A 19233-nucleotide genomic window follows, 5' to 3' on the forward strand; every position below is an offset into this window, starting at 1 on the left:
TCAATGAACTTCATGGGTAAAAGCAACACACAACAGGGGCGAATAAGGCAATGGTTCAGTCGTTGGCTAGCGAGTCGACTGCCGCCCGCCTCTAAGGTCACATTAGCTCATAAGAGTGTATTCATTTTACCCACGAGTTTTGGCATGCTGTGGCTATTTTTAGTCTTGATCCTGTTTCTTTTTGGTACGAATTATCAGAATAATTTGGTCATCGCATTAAGCTTGCTGCTACTCAGCGTCTTTAATACCTGCATTATTTACAGCTACCGAAATTTGGCCGGCTTAACCATCTCCTCAAAGTCTTGCCCCCAAGCCTATGCGGGCGATACCTTGGTTTTCCCCATTCATCTGTCCGCCAAACAAACGCAATTCTCAGTGTTAATTAATTACCCTCAAAACCAAATTAAGCGTTTAGACAGAGTCACAACACAGCCAACAAACACCTTAATCTCTTTTGATAATTCATACCGAGGAATCGTCTCTCCCGGCCGACTAAAAATCGAATCACGCTACCCGTTAGGCTTATGCAGAGCTTGGTCTCATGTGGATCTTGATAATCAGCACATTGTTTTTGCTTCCCCATTGGATGCAAAAGAGCAATTGACGCATTTTGATAATAGCCATGAATATATTGCGAATGACCAAGGCGGTCATATTCCTGGCGTCGATGAATTTAAAGGCTTAAGACAGCATATTCCAGGGGAATCCCTGAAGCAGGTGGCATGGAAACAACTCGCGCAAGGCCGAGGTATGCTAACAAAAGAGTTCCAACAGCCTCAAGGGCAACCCCAATGGCTGACACTCGCCGATCTCACCATCAACGAGCTGGAGACCAGACTTAGCCAACTGACCCATTCGGTGGATACATTAAGTGAAAAAGGACAGGTTTTTGGCCTTGTGTTAGGGGACAATATTATTCCTCCCTCTGAAGGTGAGAGTCACCGAATTCGATGTTTACAAGCCATCGCACTCGTCCCTGCTAAGTCAGAGACTCAACAATGAGTAAGGTGCAGCAAGAGATCATCTCCCGTCACAGCTTGTTATGGCTGCTGATAGCCAATATTGCCATATTGACACCTTTATATGAAAAATTGACCCCATGGAGTTTAGCCATTTGCGGCATCTGCTTATTATGGCGCCTCGGCATTTTTATCGGTAAAGTCTCCAAGCCACCGCGATTTTTGGTGAACTCACTCGCCATCGCCTCAGCCATCACACTGGCGTTAATCACCAACCAAATTGGCCTGCTTAACGGACTCATCAACCTGCTTGTATTGGGGTATGCGCTTAAGTACATCGAGATGAGAGAGAAACGAGACGTTCGAATTGTGGTACTGGTTGGCTACTTTCTTATCGCGCTGACGTTCATCAATCACCAATCCATCTTATTTACTGCCCTTCTCAGCCTCATTACAGTAATCAATACCTGCGTGCTCGTTAGCCTTTACCATGAAGGGGATAAACTGAAAGAAACGGCCAAGATGGGGACTAAGCTAATCGTTCAAAGCCTGCCGCTAGCAGCTCTGCTTTTTATCATACTGCCAAAGCTGCCACCACTGTGGCTCGTTCCTCAAGACAGTTCAGCGACCACAGGTTTGTCGGACCAAGTGAGCTTTGGCGACATACAAAAACTCACTCGCTCAGCGGCGCTGGCATTTCGAGCTGACTTTGGCCAGCAACCTCCCGCTAATCACCTCCTCTATTGGCGCGCATTAGTCATGGAAGATTATGATGGTAAAACGTGGACTCAACACGCGAGTATTAGGCAAATAGAAGATGATGTTCCATTTACTATCCCAGCAAGAAAACGACCGCTAGGCAGTCCACTAAACTACAGTATCATCGCCGAACCCAGCTACCAAAACTGGTTATTTGGACTCGATGTTGCCTTTAGTGATAATAGTGACATCACCAATTTGCCCGATCATCGACTCTACGCTAAAAGAAGCATTGATCAGCAGTTCCAATACCGAGTTAACTCTTACCTTGCTTCCCCCATGGACATCACACTCCATAACACTGTGAAGCAGATAAATTTACGCTTACCTGAACAGAGCAATGTTAAAGCCCGTGCTTTTGCCGCTGAACTCATGCGCAAATATCCCAACCCAGAACAGCGATTAAATGTCTTAATGAGTTACTTCAATCAAGAGGCTTACTTTTACACCTTAACCCCTCCACCAGTGGGTCCACAGCAGATTGATGACTTTTTATTTGAGAACAAAGCAGGATTTTGTGTGCATTACGCCAGTGCCTTCACCTTTATTGCTAGGGCATCAGGTATTCCGGCCAGGCTAGTGACAGGTTATCAAGGTGGAGAATGGAATGAACAAGCGGGCTACCTTAGCGTGTATCAATATATGGCACACGCTTGGACGGAAGTCTGGCTTGAAGACAAAGGATGGATCAGATTCGATCCGACCGCAATGATTGCACCAGAGCGTGTTTTAGAAGGGTTTGATGCCTTCTTTCAGCCTGAATCCAGTTACTTACTCGACAGCCCTTTTAGCCCATTAAGACTGAGGGATTTTCCACTACTCGATGAGTTAAGACTTTCGTTAGCCAGTTTGGACTATTACTGGAGTGTATGGGTACTCGGTTTTGACTCAAGTAAGCAAGAGCAGGTGCTTCAAAAGTTATTGGGTGAAGTCACGCCGGAAAAATTATCCTTACTGATGCTATTAGCCATACCAGCCATCAGTCTCACTATCGCCTTCAGCGCCGGCCTTTTTTACTTCAACAGAAGCAAAGATCCACTCACATCAAAGTACCTGCAGGTGTGTAGCTTGTTAGCTCACAACGGCGTAACCCGACGCAAAGATGAAGGGCCAATGGATTACAACAAGCGAGTTGAACTGGCGATCCCCTCCATTGCGTCTGAGTTTGCACTATGCACCCAATATTATGTCGCCTTAAAATATCAACCACTGAGTAAAAACGATAAAAATAAACTCGCTAAACAGTTTTATCTACTCTGTAAAAAGATCAGAATCAAACTCTAAGAAACCATTGAAGCTGAAATACATCACTGTTCACCATCATCTTTGTAGAGACGACTGTCTATATTGTATTTGTTCAGTTTTAGATTAAAAGTACGTCTTTCCATATCAAGCTCATTAAGTACCGCTTGCACACTGCCTTTATGACGCTGTAACGAGTTGATTAGAATGCTCGCTTCAAAATCATTAACTAAATCCTTTAAAGAACAATGCTCTGCTTTGTTTTTACTCTCTTGTTCCTGTGGATTTAATAACTCATCAAGATCATGACAATCTTTAATGACACAGCGAATAGCCACATTAATAAGCTCGCGAACATTGCCAGGCCAATGATACTCAAGTAATTGCCGTTGTAATTGAGGTCCAGCACCCGCCCATTGCATGTTATTTTTGGTCATGAAGTGGCTAGCAAAATGTTCAAACAATAATAAGATATCTTCTTTTCGGTCACGTAATGGTGGAATATATAACTCAGCAACCTGCATACGAAAATACAGATCTTGTCTAAAATCAGGGTTATCTTTCAGCTCTTCTTTAGTCGCGGAGATAATCCGGATATCGATCTCTTTCGCCGTATTCGAACCGAGCGCCTCAATCGTATTTTCAGACAATGATCGTAATATTTTAACTTGAGCACCTAACGGGATAGATTCTACTTCATCAAAAAACACCGTTCCTTTATTAGCAAATTCAAATTTACCCATACGCGTGGTCTCGGCACCACTAAAGGCGCCTTTTACGTGACCAAAAAGTTCAGATTCGAATAGTTCACTTGGGATCGCAGCGCAATTTAACGGCACAAACTGGGCTTTATTCCGATGACTAAAATCGTGTAAACAATGTGCAACCACCTCTTTCCCAGCACCAGTTTCGCCATGAATAAGCACCGGCACATCAAGATTAGCGAATGACAGAACTTCACGGCGTAACTTGGCCATCTTTGGAGAAACCCCCATTAACCGTGTTTCAATTGCATCCTTATTTTGGAGGGCACTGCGAAGTAACGCATGGTTATAGGTTAAAACTCGTTTTTCAATGGCTCTATTAATGCCTTCTAGCAATCGCTCAGGCTCAAAAGGTTTTTCGATAAAGTCATAACAGCCCTCTTGCACAGCCTTTACCGCTTGGGAGATATCACCGTGAGCTGTCATTAAAATAACCGGAATATTGCTATCACAACGGCGCACTTGGTTAAGCAGCTCCACACCAGTGATATCAGGCATTTTGATGTCACTGACAACGATGCCAGGAAAACCCTGATAAATAAATTGAATGGCTTTTGCAGGTTCACTAAAAGCATGTACTTTTTTAAAATGAAGTGATAAATAATCAGACACATTAGTCAGCAAATCTTGGTTGTCATCAACAATGACTATTTCGCAATCGTCTGCCTTTAAGTCTTCAATATTATTCATGTTTCCCTTCTGTACTGGTTTGTAAAATAACTATTTTGTGTGTTGTAATTTTTTAGATTTATAGAGAAAATCACGCATATTATTGAGTCCGACCGCTAACTGACAATTCAAGCCACAACATATAGTGAATGGATAAACCATGATGTTTAAGATGCTGTTTCACTCGATGACAATGGCAAAGAAATAGTAAATCGTGTTGAATCATTTAAGCACTCAACCACAATATCACCATCGTATTCTTTGATAATATTATGGGTAATCGCTAATCCTAATCCAAGCCCTTTACCGATGGATTTTGTCGTGAAAAAGGGCTCAAAAATATGTTCAGCAACACTTTCATCTAAGCTGCCACCATTATCTTCCACCACCACTGTGACATATTCGCCAATCACCTTAGTTGATATAACCACTTGCGGGTTGTCAGACTTTTCTACAGCATCTAGCGCATTTCTGACTAAGTTACCGACAGCGATTTCAAGTTTAGTTGGATTAGCATTAACAAGTGGATTGTGTTCATCTAAAGTCACGTTGATATTGCTGTTGGCACCATCAAAGTAAGCAGCAAGAAATTTAGTAATGAGACGGTTAATGGCAATACTTTGTGGGGCCTTATTTCCGTTACCTTGGTAGGCAAACGATTTCAATTGAACCAGAATGTCCTGCATATTGTGACAAAGTGGCAATAAGTTATTGATTGAAACGTTAACACCTTGCCAGTCACTTCTCTCTTGCTTAATCGCAATACTGGCTAGGGCACTTTTAAACGCGACTAAAGGCTGGCTCAACTCGTGTACGATTGCCGCTGCCATCCTGCCTAATACAACCATTTTTTCCTGGCGAATGAGCTCTTTTTGGGCAAAATCTAAAGCCAAGGTTCTTTCTTCAACAAGCTTTTCAAGACAAGCGTTAGCAAAACTGAGCTCCTCTTCCACTTTCTTCCGTTTACTGATATTCACAATTGTCATCAAATATACACTGTCATTTATATTGATGGGACTAATAATGTACATGATGGGCAATGAATGAGGACGGTCACTTTCTTTTAACGTGCTTTCAGTAAATGTTTCGGTAACGGTTATACCTTCTTCAAAGTTCTCAGGCAGAGTAGAAAATTCATTAATATTTCGGCCACTAATTACAGCGTTTTCCCCATGGTCACACATACCTTGAAAAGCGGCATTATGGCTAAGAATATTGCCACTCTTATCAAGCGTTAAAATGCCCACTTTAGTTTGATCTATGATCAACTGCATTTCAGTACGATGCTTTTGATCAATTTGTGTTTTCATATTACGGGTGTATTCAATATATTGGCGATAATGTATAAACACATATAACCCGTATAATAAAAGCGCAATGATAAAACTACTGTAAATGGTTTTGTTAACGATGATGCTAAAAGGAAGCGCGTGGTAGAGCTGCCATTCTTTTAATAACACATTCTCTTTATTATGCAGCTGAGTCGACTCCACTAAAAAATGGTGGCCATCGATATCCCAAAGGGAGATATCAGCCCAGTTAAGCGTAAACGTGTCCCGAACAATTAATTTAGGCACTTGACCTGCAAACTGTTGATGTTTAGTAATTTCTTGTAATTGTTCAGGAGTAAGGGCAACAAGACTATTGTATTTCCATGCTTTTTTCGCTGACATGATCACAACTTCATTATGATCAGCCACCAAGATATCACCTGAGAATTGTTGCCAATCTCGTTCGATATGATTAGGTTCAACCTTGGCAACAATAACCCCGAACTCTGAATTAAACCCTTCAACACGAGAGGATATGAAGTAGCCTGGGATCTTAGTTGTGATACCTACCCCATAATATAACCCACTGCCTTCACGCATACTTTGTTCAAAGTAAGGCCTAAACTCATATTGATTATTCATGAAACTACTTTTTAGATCATAGTTACTCGTAGCAATAACAATGCCTTGGCTATTCATCAAATAAATAGCGTCAACACCCGCCGCTGTTTGCATGATTTTCAGTAATTCATTAATTTCTTCACCATAATCATTATCTTCAACCGCCATTTTCAAACGAGGGTCGTGAGATAATAACTCTGGCAAATATTGATACTTTTGAAAGGTTGTTTTCAACGTGTTCTCAATTAATGACAAGCGCAATAAAGAAGAACGTTGAACATCTTTTATCCAAATTAAATGCACCACAATCACGAGAACAACAAAGGTAAGTATAAAAAATAACCGCAGACGTTTTTGTTTAAACAAGTTCATTACTCACAGGTTCATGCCTAAATTTAAATATTGATACACTCAAATATATTGTGAACAGTAGTGCTAATACGACTTTTATTTCTAGGCTATCTAATGGCCATAATAAAACGATACCCATGATCCCCAACATGAGTCTATGAGTACGATTCACCACTTTCATAACCACCCCTTCCCATGCCGCGATAATGCAAAAAAGCCCTATAACAGAAAAAATAAATGCGAATATTCGAGCTTCAGTATCCCCCATCACCAACCCTGTGTATGCCATTAATAATGGCACGATATACAATCCTTTAGCCAGTTTCCAAGCACAAAAAGCTGTTTTTGTGTGATTGCCTTTAGCAATACCCGCTGCGGTATATGCAACCAAACAAACTGGCGGTGTTACATTGCTATCTTGTGATAGCCAGAAAATAACTAAATGCGCAGATAATAATGAACTGGCGATTATCTCTGGTGATAAAACCATATCATAGAGCATGGTACGAACCTCACTCGAGGAAGCCAATATCGACTCTGAAAGTGATAGGGTTCCATCGGTGAATGCAGGTAGCAACATATCAATAAAATCTTTAGAGGCTGCTATAGAACCGCTATTGATGATTTCAGTGGTTATCTGTAATGAAATCAGATCACTGAGTACAGGCGCCAGCAGGGTTGCTACGATGATGTAGGATGCGGTAACAGGTAATCCGGCCCCCAATATGAGTGAAGCAACGGCAATGAGTAATATGAGTATCAGTAAACTTCCACCCGCCCACTTTATTGCCATTAACGAAAAAGTGCTCCCTAAACCTGTCGTGGTAATTGCGTTCACCATTAATCCAATAGTGATTAATAATATTGCCGTCACCACCATCCCCTTTGAACCTTCAGATAGGGCATCATTTATCTCTTTGAGTTTCATTGGCCGTTCTGATATCCAAGACAACAGGATAATTGACACAATTGCCATACCAACAGCATATAAAGGGGTAAAACCCACGATTAACAAGGTCACTAAGATGCCAATCGACACCAGGTGACGCCAGCCATTTTTAACTTTATCCTTTTCCTTTGGTAATTCTGTACCCGATTTATTAGGAAGATCAATATTACGTCTAATGGCATAGGCACGTACAAAGAAGCCAACGGTTAGATAATAAAGCAGAGCTGGCAGTAGCGCAGCGGTGACAATCGTTAAATAAGGTAACTGAGTATATGAAGCCATAATAAAAGCACCCGCCCCCATTACTGGCGGCATAAGTTGACCTCCAGTTGATGCAGCCGCTTCAACGCCACCAGCAAACTCTGGCGAGTAGCCTACTTTTTTCATTGATGGAATGGTAATAACGCCTGTCGCTGCGGTGTTAGCAATCGCAGAGCCAGATACTGATCCCATTAACCCTGAAGCTAATACCGAGACTAAACCTGATCCCCCTCTAAAACGTGAAGCCAATTTAGACGCCACTTTCAATAAGTAATCACCTGCACCGGATACTTGAAGAAAAGCCCCGAACAAAACAAACATAAACACAAAAGTCCAAGAAAGCTGTGCAATCGTGCCGAACATTCCTTCTGTGCCAAAGTAGCTCCGAAAGAGCATGGTTTCCCAAGAGAGTCCAGGAAAGTGAAACACGCCTGGCACATATTGCCCCCAGACCGTTATATACGTGAGAAAAAACATAATTAACGTCGGAATAAACCAACCTATGGCTTTAAACATTAATGTCAGTGCCAATACAATGGCTAACGTACTGAAAAAGAAATCTGTGTATAGAAAAGATTGCCCCCTTTCATAGAGTGCATCTTCGGCAAAAACCAAATAAATGGCACTAGCAATAATGCCTAATGAGACAATGAATTGTACCCATGGCTTTTTAAAGAATAACAGTGCACCAATACTGCCAAAAAGTGCAAAATGTGTCGCAGCAGCCCAATTCTCAGGGATAATAGCAAAATAATTCAAGACTATATGGACAAGACTAGCAAACACAGCCAACCAATATACGACGGGATCTTTGATGTTTTTATTATTCATGATTTATCCAACAATTATTTGACCAAGCGAAGTTAGCTTACAAATACAGCTTTGCTAAAATCTGAAATTAATCTCAATTCGCATTGATGTATTTTCATATTCGCACTCGAAACGCACTTGAACTGCGAGCTTTCACGTTATCGCCTTAACTCATCTTGTGACTTAATTTTAAAGGGCGACTTTCTTGGTCTTTTTTATTTTTTCCAATGATGTTGAGCTTATACCTATTCTAAAACGCGCCTATTTTCATCGGCAGAATAGGTATATACGACTGTGCGGTTTATTTTATTGACTGACTAAGTGCGCCGGAATAGTGACCCCCACTTCACGGTAATAACGTGCTGCACCAGGGTGAAGAGGGACTGTTAAACCACTAATTGCATTTTCAATGTTCATGACTTTTGTTGCAGAATGAATACTCTGTAGGAAAGGCAAGTTTTCATAAATCGCTTTGGTCACCAAGTAAACATCATGCTCAGGTAAATCCGCTTTTACCGCTAAAAAGTTAGGCTGAGCAATGGTATTGATCGGATCTTTTTGATTCGGGTACGTATTGGCAGGAATGACTTGTCGAACCCATAAAGGAAAATCTTGGTTGATTTTGTCCAATGATTCATCAGACACATTCAATACTTTTAAGTTATCTCCATCGCTAGACAAGGCGCGTGTAATGGCACTGACCGGAACACCACCAGGGGTATTCATACCGACAATACGGCCATCTTGCATGGCACCAGCACTTGCACCGTAACCCATGTGAACATTATTAAACTTACTCGTATTAAGCCCTAACGAGCCCAAGATATACTTTCCTGATCCCTCAGTGCCTGAGTTTTTCTTACCTATAGAAAATGTTTTACCGTAAAGTGCATCCATATCTTTAAGATTGTCACTTTCAACCAAAGATTTTTTCACGGTAAAATGTTCAACATTTTTCCATAACATGGTGACGGAACGAAAATCTTTATTGGCTCCTTGCTTTTTAAATGGCCCCGTTCCATTCCAAGCCCACGCGCCATATAACCCTTGTAAAATGCCAAATTGTGCTTCGTTTTTTCGCATTAAATTCAGATTGTCACCAGAGCCTGCTGAAGTGATAGCCGATAATGACAATTTTTGTTTAGGCTCTAGTTTCACCTTGGTTAATGTTGCAACCGCAACACCGACGGGATAATAAGTGCCCCCCGTTGAAGCTGTAGACAAAATGTACGATCTCGCTTCTGTTACTTCAGCAGCGTGACCCAATAACGGCAACATCATGAGTGATGTACAAAGGATCGCAAGTTTAAATTTATTCATAATAATCTCCAAAACATTAGTATTTATGCGGTTTTATTCATTCACTCGTCGCTTAAAAAGAGACTTTTACACCCACAGTGACATCGTCATCGCGCTTTTTAAGTATCGCGGCGTCATCGTCATAATTTGTGTAGTCAATAAACACTTCACCATACTTATTGAATTTTTTTGTGAGACCAATTGCTATTTGATTACCGTTAATCACACCATTGTCGAGATTATAAATTCTAAATTGCGGTGTAATTCCAGATTCAAATGTGTATGAGTAGTAGGCGCCAATTGTTTTAAATTCAGTATTATCAGACACATCTTCGAATTGATAACGTAATACCGCTTTGTGGCCATTGGATTTATATTGAATTGCTGTGGCAATTGTATCGGCATCAGGTTTAACGGCATCGTTAATACGGAAGTCATCACCGCGTTCTATGTAAGAAAGGCCGACTTGCCATGAACCAATGTTATATTTTGCTGCAATATTATAACTATCAATGCCAGAACTCTGGGGATCGCCGCCATCAATCTCGACCAGCGCACCAAAACTTAAGCCGTTATATGATGGTGAGAAATAAGCCACTGAGTTGGCTTCGCGAATTGATGAGTTTTCGCTGGCATTCCAACGAACGTTATAATGACGTGGATTATGGAAAGTGATATCAATGGGCAGTATCGTCCATAAATAATGGGGGGAATACTGTTTACCTATTCTAACTTCTCCTACCGCCTTATTCTTTAATCCAACATAGGTAATACGTTTATGAAAATCGCTAGTGTCACTATTAATCACACCATCGTCGAGTAAAATTCTTGCCTCAAGTCGGTAAGTCGCTTTCCAAGCTTCCGACAGATTGACATGGCCCTTAATCCCTATTCTGGATACGCCATCAGCAACATCAGTTTCTCTGCCACTTTCTTTCGTGACCAATGCTCTTAGGCTGCCGTAAAACTGCGCTTTACCCCATTCCCCTTCTGCTGCAATTTCTGCAAACGCAGGTGCGGTGCTCACAACGGCGGTAATAATAATAGATATGGTACAGATGCGCTTTATTGTTGTTTTCATCTTTTTCCCTATTTTATATACAATTCAATGAAGTGATTAGCGTTAAAAGCGTTAACTGACTCACTCTCGCTTTTTATTAACTTCTCACTTACATCTTTTGCACAATCCACGCCAAACATAAGCCATTGTTTTTTAAGGGTGGTGATTTATCAATAGGTAAAAAAATTCTTATTACAGATATAGGTTGGAATATTTTTGCTCATTTTGTTTGAGAATTAAACGCTAAGGGGAATGCTCAGACTATTTACGGTTCTCTAAGCGGATAACTAACTTAATTGCAGTCCAAACATCATCTATCGCGCAAATTTTATTGTCCACCAGCCCCATGGGCAAGGCGATACTTCGCACCACATGGTCATTCACTTCAGACGGGATCCGAGCACTTTTCTTCGGCCATGAAACCCAGATAGTGCCATCTTGCTTCATCAGCGCGAGGTGCAGAGTTAACTGTTCAGCCAACTCTGCTGCAGACGTGGTAAAAATATGCACCAAATCTTCGCCCCAGCAAGCTTCAGGTAGAAACATCACTCCTGGGGGCAATATCCCCAATAGTTGCTGATAATGCGCTGGGGCATTATGCAAGCAAACACTGTAACCCTCTTTTATGCCCAGTTTTGCATACAAGGGTTTCCCTGTTGGTGCTAACATCATACTAGATTTCATCACGTCCCCGCCATTCAGGCATTGTTGCCATATAATTTTTGGTTTTTTGAGCTATCTGTTCATGGCTGAGTGTGGGCTCTACCCGAGCCAGCCAGCGCTCCATCTTAGCAAAGACTTCCTCATAAGGCCTCAGCTGGCCATTCTCATCGACACAGTACTGGCAATATTCCCCTTGCTCGTTAGTTACCATACCGCAACTCTCACAATGCATCTCTATCGTTGTTTCTTGTTTAGCTGTCATCTCGTTCTCCTTGGTTCACTTATCTAAAATTAAGTAATAACATTAAAGATTCAAATTAAAGGTTTAAATTAAAGGCTTTCGTTATTGGTAATCGCGCCGCCCGTAATGCAGGTAATAGACCACCGAGCACGCCTATCGCAATCGCCAGTCCTACACCATTTAATATCACTGTGGGAGACAGCGTGAAATCAAACACGATTTGGGTGAAATTACGTCCTCCCAATGTCGACGCGACAATGCCATCCACCATATAGTAAGCGATGACAATGCCAGCTAAGCCGCCAACAATGGCGTATAACACGGACTCAAGCATGGTCGCCCCAAATATGGCCCAGCCATTAAATCCTATCGCCCTCAGTGTTGCGATATCACCAGCCCGCTGTGAAACAGCCGAATACATCGCATTTAAGCTACCAGCTAACGTCCCCAAAGCCATGATAATGGCCAGTGGCCAGCCCAAATAAAACAAAAAGTCTGCGGTTCCTGATGCTTGTTGCTTAAAATATTCAGCTTCAGTAAACACCTCGGCATTCAGTCGGTCATCTTCAGCAATAAACGTTTGGATACTGCTTATAGCACCGGGATTCTCCAGCCTTACTCGCAATAACTGCACACTACCAGCTCGATTAAACTGACTTTGCACCGTTTTTGCATCGGCCCAAAGCTCACTATCAAACACAGAGCCTTTGCCACCGAAAATCCCCACGACTTTCCACAAATTGCGGCCTAATTTAATCTCACTATTAAGATCCAAGCCGCTGAACTGTTTCACTGCGGCTTGCCCTACTACAATTTCATTTTTGCCAGGGGTGAACATCCTCCCCTCAAGCAAAGCCAAATTATCTCTTAATGCGACCCCTTCAAGATCGATTCCCCGCAAGGGTAAATTAACCTTATCGCCACCCGCTCTTTTAGTGCCGTTAACGATGACGTACAGTTCTGCTGATATTTCGGGTAAACCTTCCATGCGAGCGATGCCTGGCGCATTTCTAAGAATATTGACAACCTCAGGCGTGAAAGAGCTATTGAGTTCGGATTGAGATCCATTACGCAAAATAATGGCTAAATCTTCCGAACCAGAGCTTTCTACCGTGGCAGAAAACCCGCTGTTCATCGCGAGAAAAACCTGCAGTACAGCGATCACAACCGCAATCGAGATAAGGATGACAAGTGTTTCCCAAAAGCGACTGGGAATGGTTTTTAAATTCATCAGCGTGATAGCGCCGATCTGTCGAATAAACATAGACATGGCTTAGCTCCTTCGCAGTGCGTCAACGGTATTTAACGACATCGCTCGGTAGGCGGGTAACGCCCCCGTGATGCCCCCCAGCAGCAACATATACACGACAGCTTGCAGTACCGTTGAAGGTGTCAACAGCAATGCAGGCACTATCGATTGGATCTGTGGAATTTTGCCCATTGCATCCAGCGCAAAATAAGACAAGGCTAGGCCAATGGTGCCACTGCTTAAGGTTAAAAACATAGCCTCACTTAACACCAACTTGAATATCTGCGGACGAGAAAAGCCCAGTGCTTTTAGCACCCCAATCTCACGAGTTCGCTCTCTCACCGTCATCGAAATGGAATTCCCTACAACCAGTAAAATAGCAAAGAAGACTGCAGACAATACCGCGGTGATAATCAAACCAATGCTGCCAAGTTGCTCCACAAAAGCCTTATTGAATTGACGTTCCGTCGTTGTACGGGTTTCAGCAGCAGAGTTTTCAAATCGATCATCGATGGCCACCATTATTGCGTCATTATCCTTGGCATTTTCCGTGTTAAGCACCATCCAGCCGATGGTGTTGCCCCCAGAGGTTCGAGTTTGAGCGAAGTAATCATAATGAAGGAACAGTTGATCGGTATCGGTTTGAGCATCTTTGCCGTCATAGATACCGGATATCAAGACCTCCCAATCCTGGCCTCCTGACTTATGGGAAAACAAGTTGGAAGAAACAGCCACCTTATCCCCTATTAGCCAGCCATATCGTTCAGCCATCGCCCTGCCTACCAGCATTCCCACAGGCGTTTGCTGCCAATTTGTAAGCAATTCATCATCCAACACGTAATTGTCATACACAGACAGATAAGTATCAGCGTCCACCGCATAACCAATAAGCGGATCGGTTGGATCAAGATAATAGGCGCCAAACCAGCTGGCGTGAGTGAGTTGCTTCACGCCATCCATAGTGTCGACTTTATTGATATAGGAATAAGGCAGAGGTTGCGTGAAGTTAATTTTGTTCATCACAATCAATCTGTCATTAGCCGCCAGCTCAGAACCTGATTCGAAGGCACTGTAAAAAGAGCCCAAAAACCCGAAGAGAAAAAAGGCAACAATCAAGGCAAAACTGTTGAGAAACCAACGTACTTTGTTTCTGGCAATATTATGAAGAAGTAGAAAAAAGCTGTTCATGTCACCACTCCTTTTTCTGCCACCAGCTCACCAGACATCCCAGCTGTGTCTTCCTTGATGGCGGTGGCTTCCTGAGTCACCACCGCATCTTTGGCAACGACAACTTCCTTGTTAACGATCATCCCTTTATCCAATTCCACACGATGTTTGGCGTACTGTGCAGCCAACGGATCATGGGTCACCATAATGATGGTTTTCTTAAACTCTTGATTCAGTAAACGCAGAATATCCAGTACTTGAGTCGCCGTTTCCCGATCAAGGTTTCCTGTTGGTTCATCACACAGTAAAATATCTGGATCGCCGACTATCGCTCGCGCCACAGCAACACGCTGATTTTGCCCGCCAGACATTTCATTAGGTTTGTGACCTTTTCTATCAACAAGCCCAACCAATTCAAGGGCTGCCATCACCTTTTCTCGCCGCTGGCTTCGGGTTAATTGACGTAATAATAGCGGTAACTCGACATTGCCTGCGGCGCTTAACATCGGCATCAAGTTAAACGATTGAAATACAAATCCGACATGCTGCGCCCGCCAAGCCGATAACTCAGCTTCTGTTGTGTCATGATATTGTCGGCCTCGATAAAGCACGGTTCCCTGTGTGGGTTTATCAATCCCGCCGATTAAATTAAGTAAGGTTGTTTTACCTGAGCCAGATGGCCCCATAATCGCCAGAAAATCCCCTTGGTTAATATCCATATTCAAATTTGAAAAAATTGATACTTCAGTTTTACCTTTAATAAAACTTTTTGATAAAGACTTTATTTCAAATAATTTATCTACACCCATAATTAAACCCTAATGTTTTAGCATTCCAATTATATTTAAAAAACATTGCCAACTCAGAGAAGTCACATCATTGTCTGATACGATTAGCAATTCCATTTACTCGTTTTAATTTAACGTTAGAACGTGACAACAAGTGACTAAATAAATGACAATCACTCACTGAATTAATTTAAAAAAGAAACCGTTACCCCCATACCTGGCAATATTGTTTCATTAAGCTCCGTTATCTTTATTCGAACTCGAAAAACACCTTTAGCTCTATCTGCTGCCGGAATTATCGCCTCAACATAAGACGGTATATTCTCGCCTTTATAGGCATCTAGAATGGCGTTGACCTTTTGCCCGCTAAATACTTTCTGGATATACGCTTCATTGACTTCAACCTCAATCTCAAGTGAGGCCATGTCGACTAAGGTGCAAATGCCCGTTCGGGTGAATCCTCCACCGGCAGAATCCGGTGACACTATCTCCCCCATTTGGGCATTTTTCTCAATCACAACACCATCAAAAGGTGCCCGCACTGAGTGTTTGTCATACTTCAACTGCTTAAGCTGTATTTCCGCCTTCATCCGCTCTACCTCAGCGTTGGCGACCAACAAAGCATTTTCATGTTTCAGTAAGCGGGTTTGCGCCTGAGTGAACAACTCTTCGCTGACAAACTGTGACTTTCTCAATGCTTTTAATCGTGCCGCTTCTCGCTGAGATTCATGAATATCGGCTTTAAGAGCTGGAATCGCAACTCGCTTTACCTGCATGTTGCTATTGACTAAATCAAGATCTGCTGCGGCCAGTGCTCTATCCAAAACAGCGAGTACTTGCCCTTTGCTAACCCTGTCGCCCTCTTCAACTAATACCTGACGTAGCAAGCCACTGAGTTCAGCAGATACCGTTGCTGCGCGGCGCGCGACCACATAACCAGAAGCATTCAGCACCACAACTTCGTCATCCCCAGATGCTGAAATCAATGGATGGCTCTCAGAGCCAAGTTCACTCTTTGACGCATGGTCGCCAGTGCTCGAATTATTCGATATCTTACTCGATATAGTGACCTCATCGATTTGAGGATGCTTTTCACTAACTACATCAGAACGATTACCCTCAAAACTATTCCCATCAAAAACAATGTCACCGTTGTTTATATAAAATAAGCAAAAGTAAATAAGCCAAAAGAATATAATCAACGAAATAAATATAATCACCTTTGATCTTATTCCGCTTTCATTTACTGAAGTGTCATTCTTTAACTTTTCCAATAAATGCTTTTTATCAGACACAAAACCTCCACCAAGCTGTTTCATATAACAGCGTAAAAATTGGTTTTATAAAAACGATGATATAAAAAGAACAACATGGTTCGTCTATAAATACGACCACAACACTCTCAATCTTATGGCAATTGAAATACTCATTAACTTTGCATATTCTAGGATTAATTACGTCCGCCATTAGTACATAAACATCTTTGCCCCTGAGCCCCATTCTTGCCTGATTGCTTCTAAACCGGGCCCAATGGGACCATCTCCCGTTTGAGGGTATTTCTCCGGCCCCACGGTTAAATGCATCATCATGCCGCCGGGATATTCGCCATCATTGGTAATGTGAGGTGCGCTATGGCAATGCATAGGCCAATCGCCTGGGTTATTGGTTCTCAAAATGAAATCTTTACGTTCAGCTGGACCAATAGGCATGGTATCCATCTCAATGGGGCTTTCCATCGGTGCACCATCTTTATGGGTGACCAAAAATGTATGCCCATGCAGATGTATATAGTGCTCCTGAGTACCTGCATTAATAAATCGCAGCCGGATGGTATCGCCCACCTCAGTATGTATTCCCTGAGTATCGGGAAACGACCTGCCGTTAATGGTAAAAAAGTTAGCCCCTAAAATCTCCCTCGGATGCCCCGGCTTTCCCTGTTGCGCATAACTGCTATCCCACTCTTGCAACACGTACACCAAATCTTGATCGACCTCAGGATCAGGCTCTTTGGGCAGGACAATAAATGCCCCACTAAGTCCCCTCGCCATATGCTCATTGGTTTTTACATGGCAATGATAAAAATGGGTGCCTGCAGGTCTTGCAATAAACTCATAGGTAAACACCTCACCCGGTTCAACTGGCCTAGGCGCATTCGAATTGTGCTCGGCATGTTCTCCCCCCATGTCTGGGTGAGGTGCGCCATCCATGCGCTGTGGACTGTATAAGCCATGGGAATGGATAGTGTGCGGCACTGTTGTTTCATTGATTAAAGTGATGCGGATCCAATCCCCCTCCCGAGCAACTAAAGTTGGGCCAGGAATTTTGCCACCAAAGGCCCATACCTTATAGTCAGTTCCGTCCGCCAACGTCAATTGGCTATCCGTAACGACCATCTGGTATTCCCATACGGTTTTATCTCCCTCGGTAAAGGGACCTTTGCTGACAAAGAGTCGTTCGGCATCGTCATCTACCGGCGGCTTAGCCCCATTCCAGTCGGTACTGTAGTTCGCGATCAGTTTTTCAAACTCCCCTAAAGCCGGAGTCTTCTGGCCATCTTGTTGATCAACAAGCGGACTACCATGTTCGTGATGTGACGTCGAAACTGCTGCCATATCTTGATGGATATCGACTGGCAATACCTCTATTGGCACTGCATTGTCGGCCATAACGTTCAATGGCAGCAATGCCGCCATCATGATCAACGAAATGGCAAAAGAGCCCGATAGCACCGATAAGCTCTTCATTGGTATCGGCTCATCGTTAGCGCAGAGTGGATACCTGAAAATCCGCTGGAAAGCTTCAATATATGGTCCATCGGCTGGTAACGCCCCACATTAGCGACATAGTCTAAGTCGCAACCATGATCCGGTCGCTGTAGATTAATCGTGGGGAACACAAATTGATATTTTAGCGACAAGGCACACGCCGCGATCTCAATGGCGTTTGATGCCCCGAGCGCATGGCCGACCATCGCCTTAAGTGAATTCACTGAGATGTCATGGGCGTGTTCACCAAGTACTGCTTTAATGGCGTTGGTTTCACAGATATCATTTTGAGGCGTTGAACTCCCGTGGGCATTAACATGATCAATCTGTTGCGGGCTCAACTCACCCCGCTCTAAACAGATCTCCATACAATCGGCCAAAGCGGTGCCCTTTTCTGGCAAATCCGTCATGTGAAAACAGTTGTTCAACGAGTGATAACCCCCAATCTCTCCGTAAATATGAGCCCCTCGCGCCAATGCAAACTCTAACTCCTCTAACACCAGAATTGCCGCTCCCTCACCCAGTACAAATCCGTCACGGCCATAAGAAAAGGGTCGTGATGCACTGGCAGGATCATCAGCGCGCTTGCTTAACGCCCCCAATGCATCAAACGCGGCGTACACCACTGGAGTGATTGGCGCCTCAACACCACCACAAATGCAGATATCGCTTTCCCCTGATTGAATATATTCAGCGGCGGTACCGATGGCATCTAAACCCGAAGTACAACCAGTGGAAATGGTTAACACCTGTCGATTACACCCAAATAGATTAGCCATAAGGTGGCTCATGCCATGAAAACACATCTCATCAATCAAGGTGTCCGGCGTTCTACTTTGGTCAAGCTTGCCATCCACATCCATGGATAAAAAGCTGTGTTCCATCGCGGTGGTTTCACCTACTGCAGTGCCTAACACAACCGATTTTCGCGCTTGGCTGTGATCAAAACCGCCAGAGTTCAATCCAGCATCTTCTATTGCCAGCGTATAACCAGTCAGCGCCATGTCCATCAACCTGTTTTTTACGCCGCCAGTATTGGCAAATGCACCTGCAGGCACTGCGGCAACAATTGGCGATCTTAAATGGTCAAATAAGGGAAAGTCGTTAATTTTATCAAGCGATGTAACGCCATTACGGCCAGTTTTCAGTCCCTGCCAAAAATCTCGATTTCCCACGCCTATTGGTGTTACTGGGCCTAGGCCGGTTATCACGACACGTTTTCTCTGTTTATTATTCTGGTTCATCATTCATTTGCGAGACAGCCCTCATCCATCAGGGCGGGATAGCATCCGTCAGTAGACGGCCATGTGCTCGACTCTCCATTTATGCAGCTATCAATTCATCG

The 19233-nt window shown here is 43.1% G+C and carries 15 protein-coding genes; 2 read left to right on the plus strand and 13 right to left on the minus strand.

Features of this window, described 5'->3' with window-relative positions; translation table 11 throughout:
- Positions 1–12 precede the first annotated feature (12 nt).
- Complete coding sequence (locus FN961_RS12780; protein WP_144040563.1) at positions 13–1002, plus strand: DUF58 domain-containing protein; 990 nt, start codon at positions 13–15, stop codon at positions 1000–1002.
- Positions 999–3002 carry a transglutaminase TgpA family protein gene (locus tag FN961_RS12785; RefSeq protein WP_144040564.1) on the plus strand — a complete coding sequence of 668 codons (2004 nt, stop codon included), beginning with the start codon at positions 999–1001 and terminating at the stop codon, positions 3000–3002. Before FN961_RS12780 ends, FN961_RS12785 begins: the two co-directional genes overlap by 4 nt.
- 23 nt (positions 3003–3025) lie before the next feature.
- Here the strand turns inward: FN961_RS12785 and FN961_RS12790 are convergent, their stop codons facing one another.
- The 13 genes from FN961_RS12790 to FN961_RS12850 all read right to left on the minus strand — a co-directional run bounded on the left by FN961_RS12790 (position 3026) and on the right by FN961_RS12850 (position 19135).
- Positions 3026–4414: a sigma-54-dependent transcriptional regulator gene (locus FN961_RS12790; protein ID WP_144040565.1), complete on the minus strand. Its 1389-nt coding sequence runs from the start codon at positions 4412–4414 to the stop codon at positions 3026–3028.
- A gap of 146 nt (positions 4415–4560) precedes the next feature.
- Entirely contained in the window at positions 4561–6519 is a 1959-nt protein-coding gene (locus FN961_RS12795) for an ATP-binding protein (RefSeq protein WP_185972788.1), read from the minus strand.
- A gap of 124 nt (positions 6520–6643) precedes the next feature.
- Entirely contained in the window at positions 6644–8677 is a 2034-nt protein-coding gene (locus FN961_RS12800; protein ID WP_144040567.1) for a TRAP transporter permease, read from the minus strand.
- A 285-nt stretch (positions 8678–8962) separates the two neighbouring features.
- Entirely contained in the window at positions 8963–9976 is a 1014-nt protein-coding gene (locus tag FN961_RS12805; RefSeq protein WP_144040568.1) for a TAXI family TRAP transporter solute-binding subunit, read from the minus strand.
- A 52-nt stretch (positions 9977–10028) separates the two neighbouring features.
- The gene (locus tag FN961_RS12810; protein WP_144040569.1) at positions 10029–11036 is read right to left on the minus strand and encodes a porin; all 1008 of its coding nucleotides are present in this window, start codon (positions 11034–11036) and stop codon (positions 10029–10031) included.
- Positions 11037–11276: 240 nt separating this feature from the next.
- Positions 11277–11699 carry a DUF3052 family protein gene (locus tag FN961_RS12815; RefSeq protein ID WP_144040570.1) on the minus strand — a complete coding sequence of 141 codons (423 nt, stop codon included), beginning with the start codon at positions 11697–11699 and terminating at the stop codon, positions 11277–11279.
- Complete coding sequence (locus FN961_RS12820) at positions 11689–11940, minus strand: hypothetical protein (RefSeq protein WP_144040571.1); 252 nt, start codon at positions 11938–11940, stop codon at positions 11689–11691. Before FN961_RS12820 ends, FN961_RS12815 begins: the two co-directional genes overlap by 11 nt.
- A gap of 55 nt (positions 11941–11995) precedes the next feature.
- A complete protein-coding gene (locus tag FN961_RS12825; RefSeq protein ID WP_221936118.1) occupies positions 11996–13189 on the minus strand; it encodes an ABC transporter permease in 1194 nt (397 codons plus the stop codon).
- 3 nt (positions 13190–13192) lie between these two features.
- A complete protein-coding gene (locus tag FN961_RS12830) occupies positions 13193–14356 on the minus strand; it encodes an ABC transporter permease (RefSeq protein ID WP_144040572.1) in 1164 nt (387 codons plus the stop codon).
- Positions 14353–15144, minus strand: coding sequence for an ABC transporter ATP-binding protein (locus tag FN961_RS12835; protein ID WP_144040573.1), 792 nt, complete (start codon positions 15142–15144; stop codon positions 14353–14355). The genes FN961_RS12830 and FN961_RS12835 overlap by 4 nt, the downstream gene beginning before the upstream one ends.
- Positions 15145–15308: 164 nt before the next feature.
- Positions 15309–16418, minus strand: coding sequence for an efflux RND transporter periplasmic adaptor subunit (locus tag FN961_RS12840; protein WP_185972789.1), 1110 nt, complete (start codon positions 16416–16418; stop codon positions 15309–15311).
- Between the two features lie 171 nt (positions 16419–16589).
- Positions 16590–17867: a multicopper oxidase family protein gene (locus FN961_RS12845; protein ID WP_144040575.1), complete on the minus strand. Its 1278-nt coding sequence runs from the start codon at positions 17865–17867 to the stop codon at positions 16590–16592.
- Positions 17864–19135: a beta-ketoacyl-[acyl-carrier-protein] synthase family protein gene (locus tag FN961_RS12850; protein WP_144040576.1), complete on the minus strand. Its 1272-nt coding sequence runs from the start codon at positions 19133–19135 to the stop codon at positions 17864–17866. Before FN961_RS12850 ends, FN961_RS12845 begins: the two co-directional genes overlap by 4 nt.
- Positions 19136–19233 lie beyond the last annotated feature (98 nt).

It is taken from the genome of Shewanella hanedai (assembly GCF_007197645.1).
GTDB lineage: Bacteria > Pseudomonadota > Gammaproteobacteria > Enterobacterales > Shewanellaceae > Shewanella > Shewanella hanedai.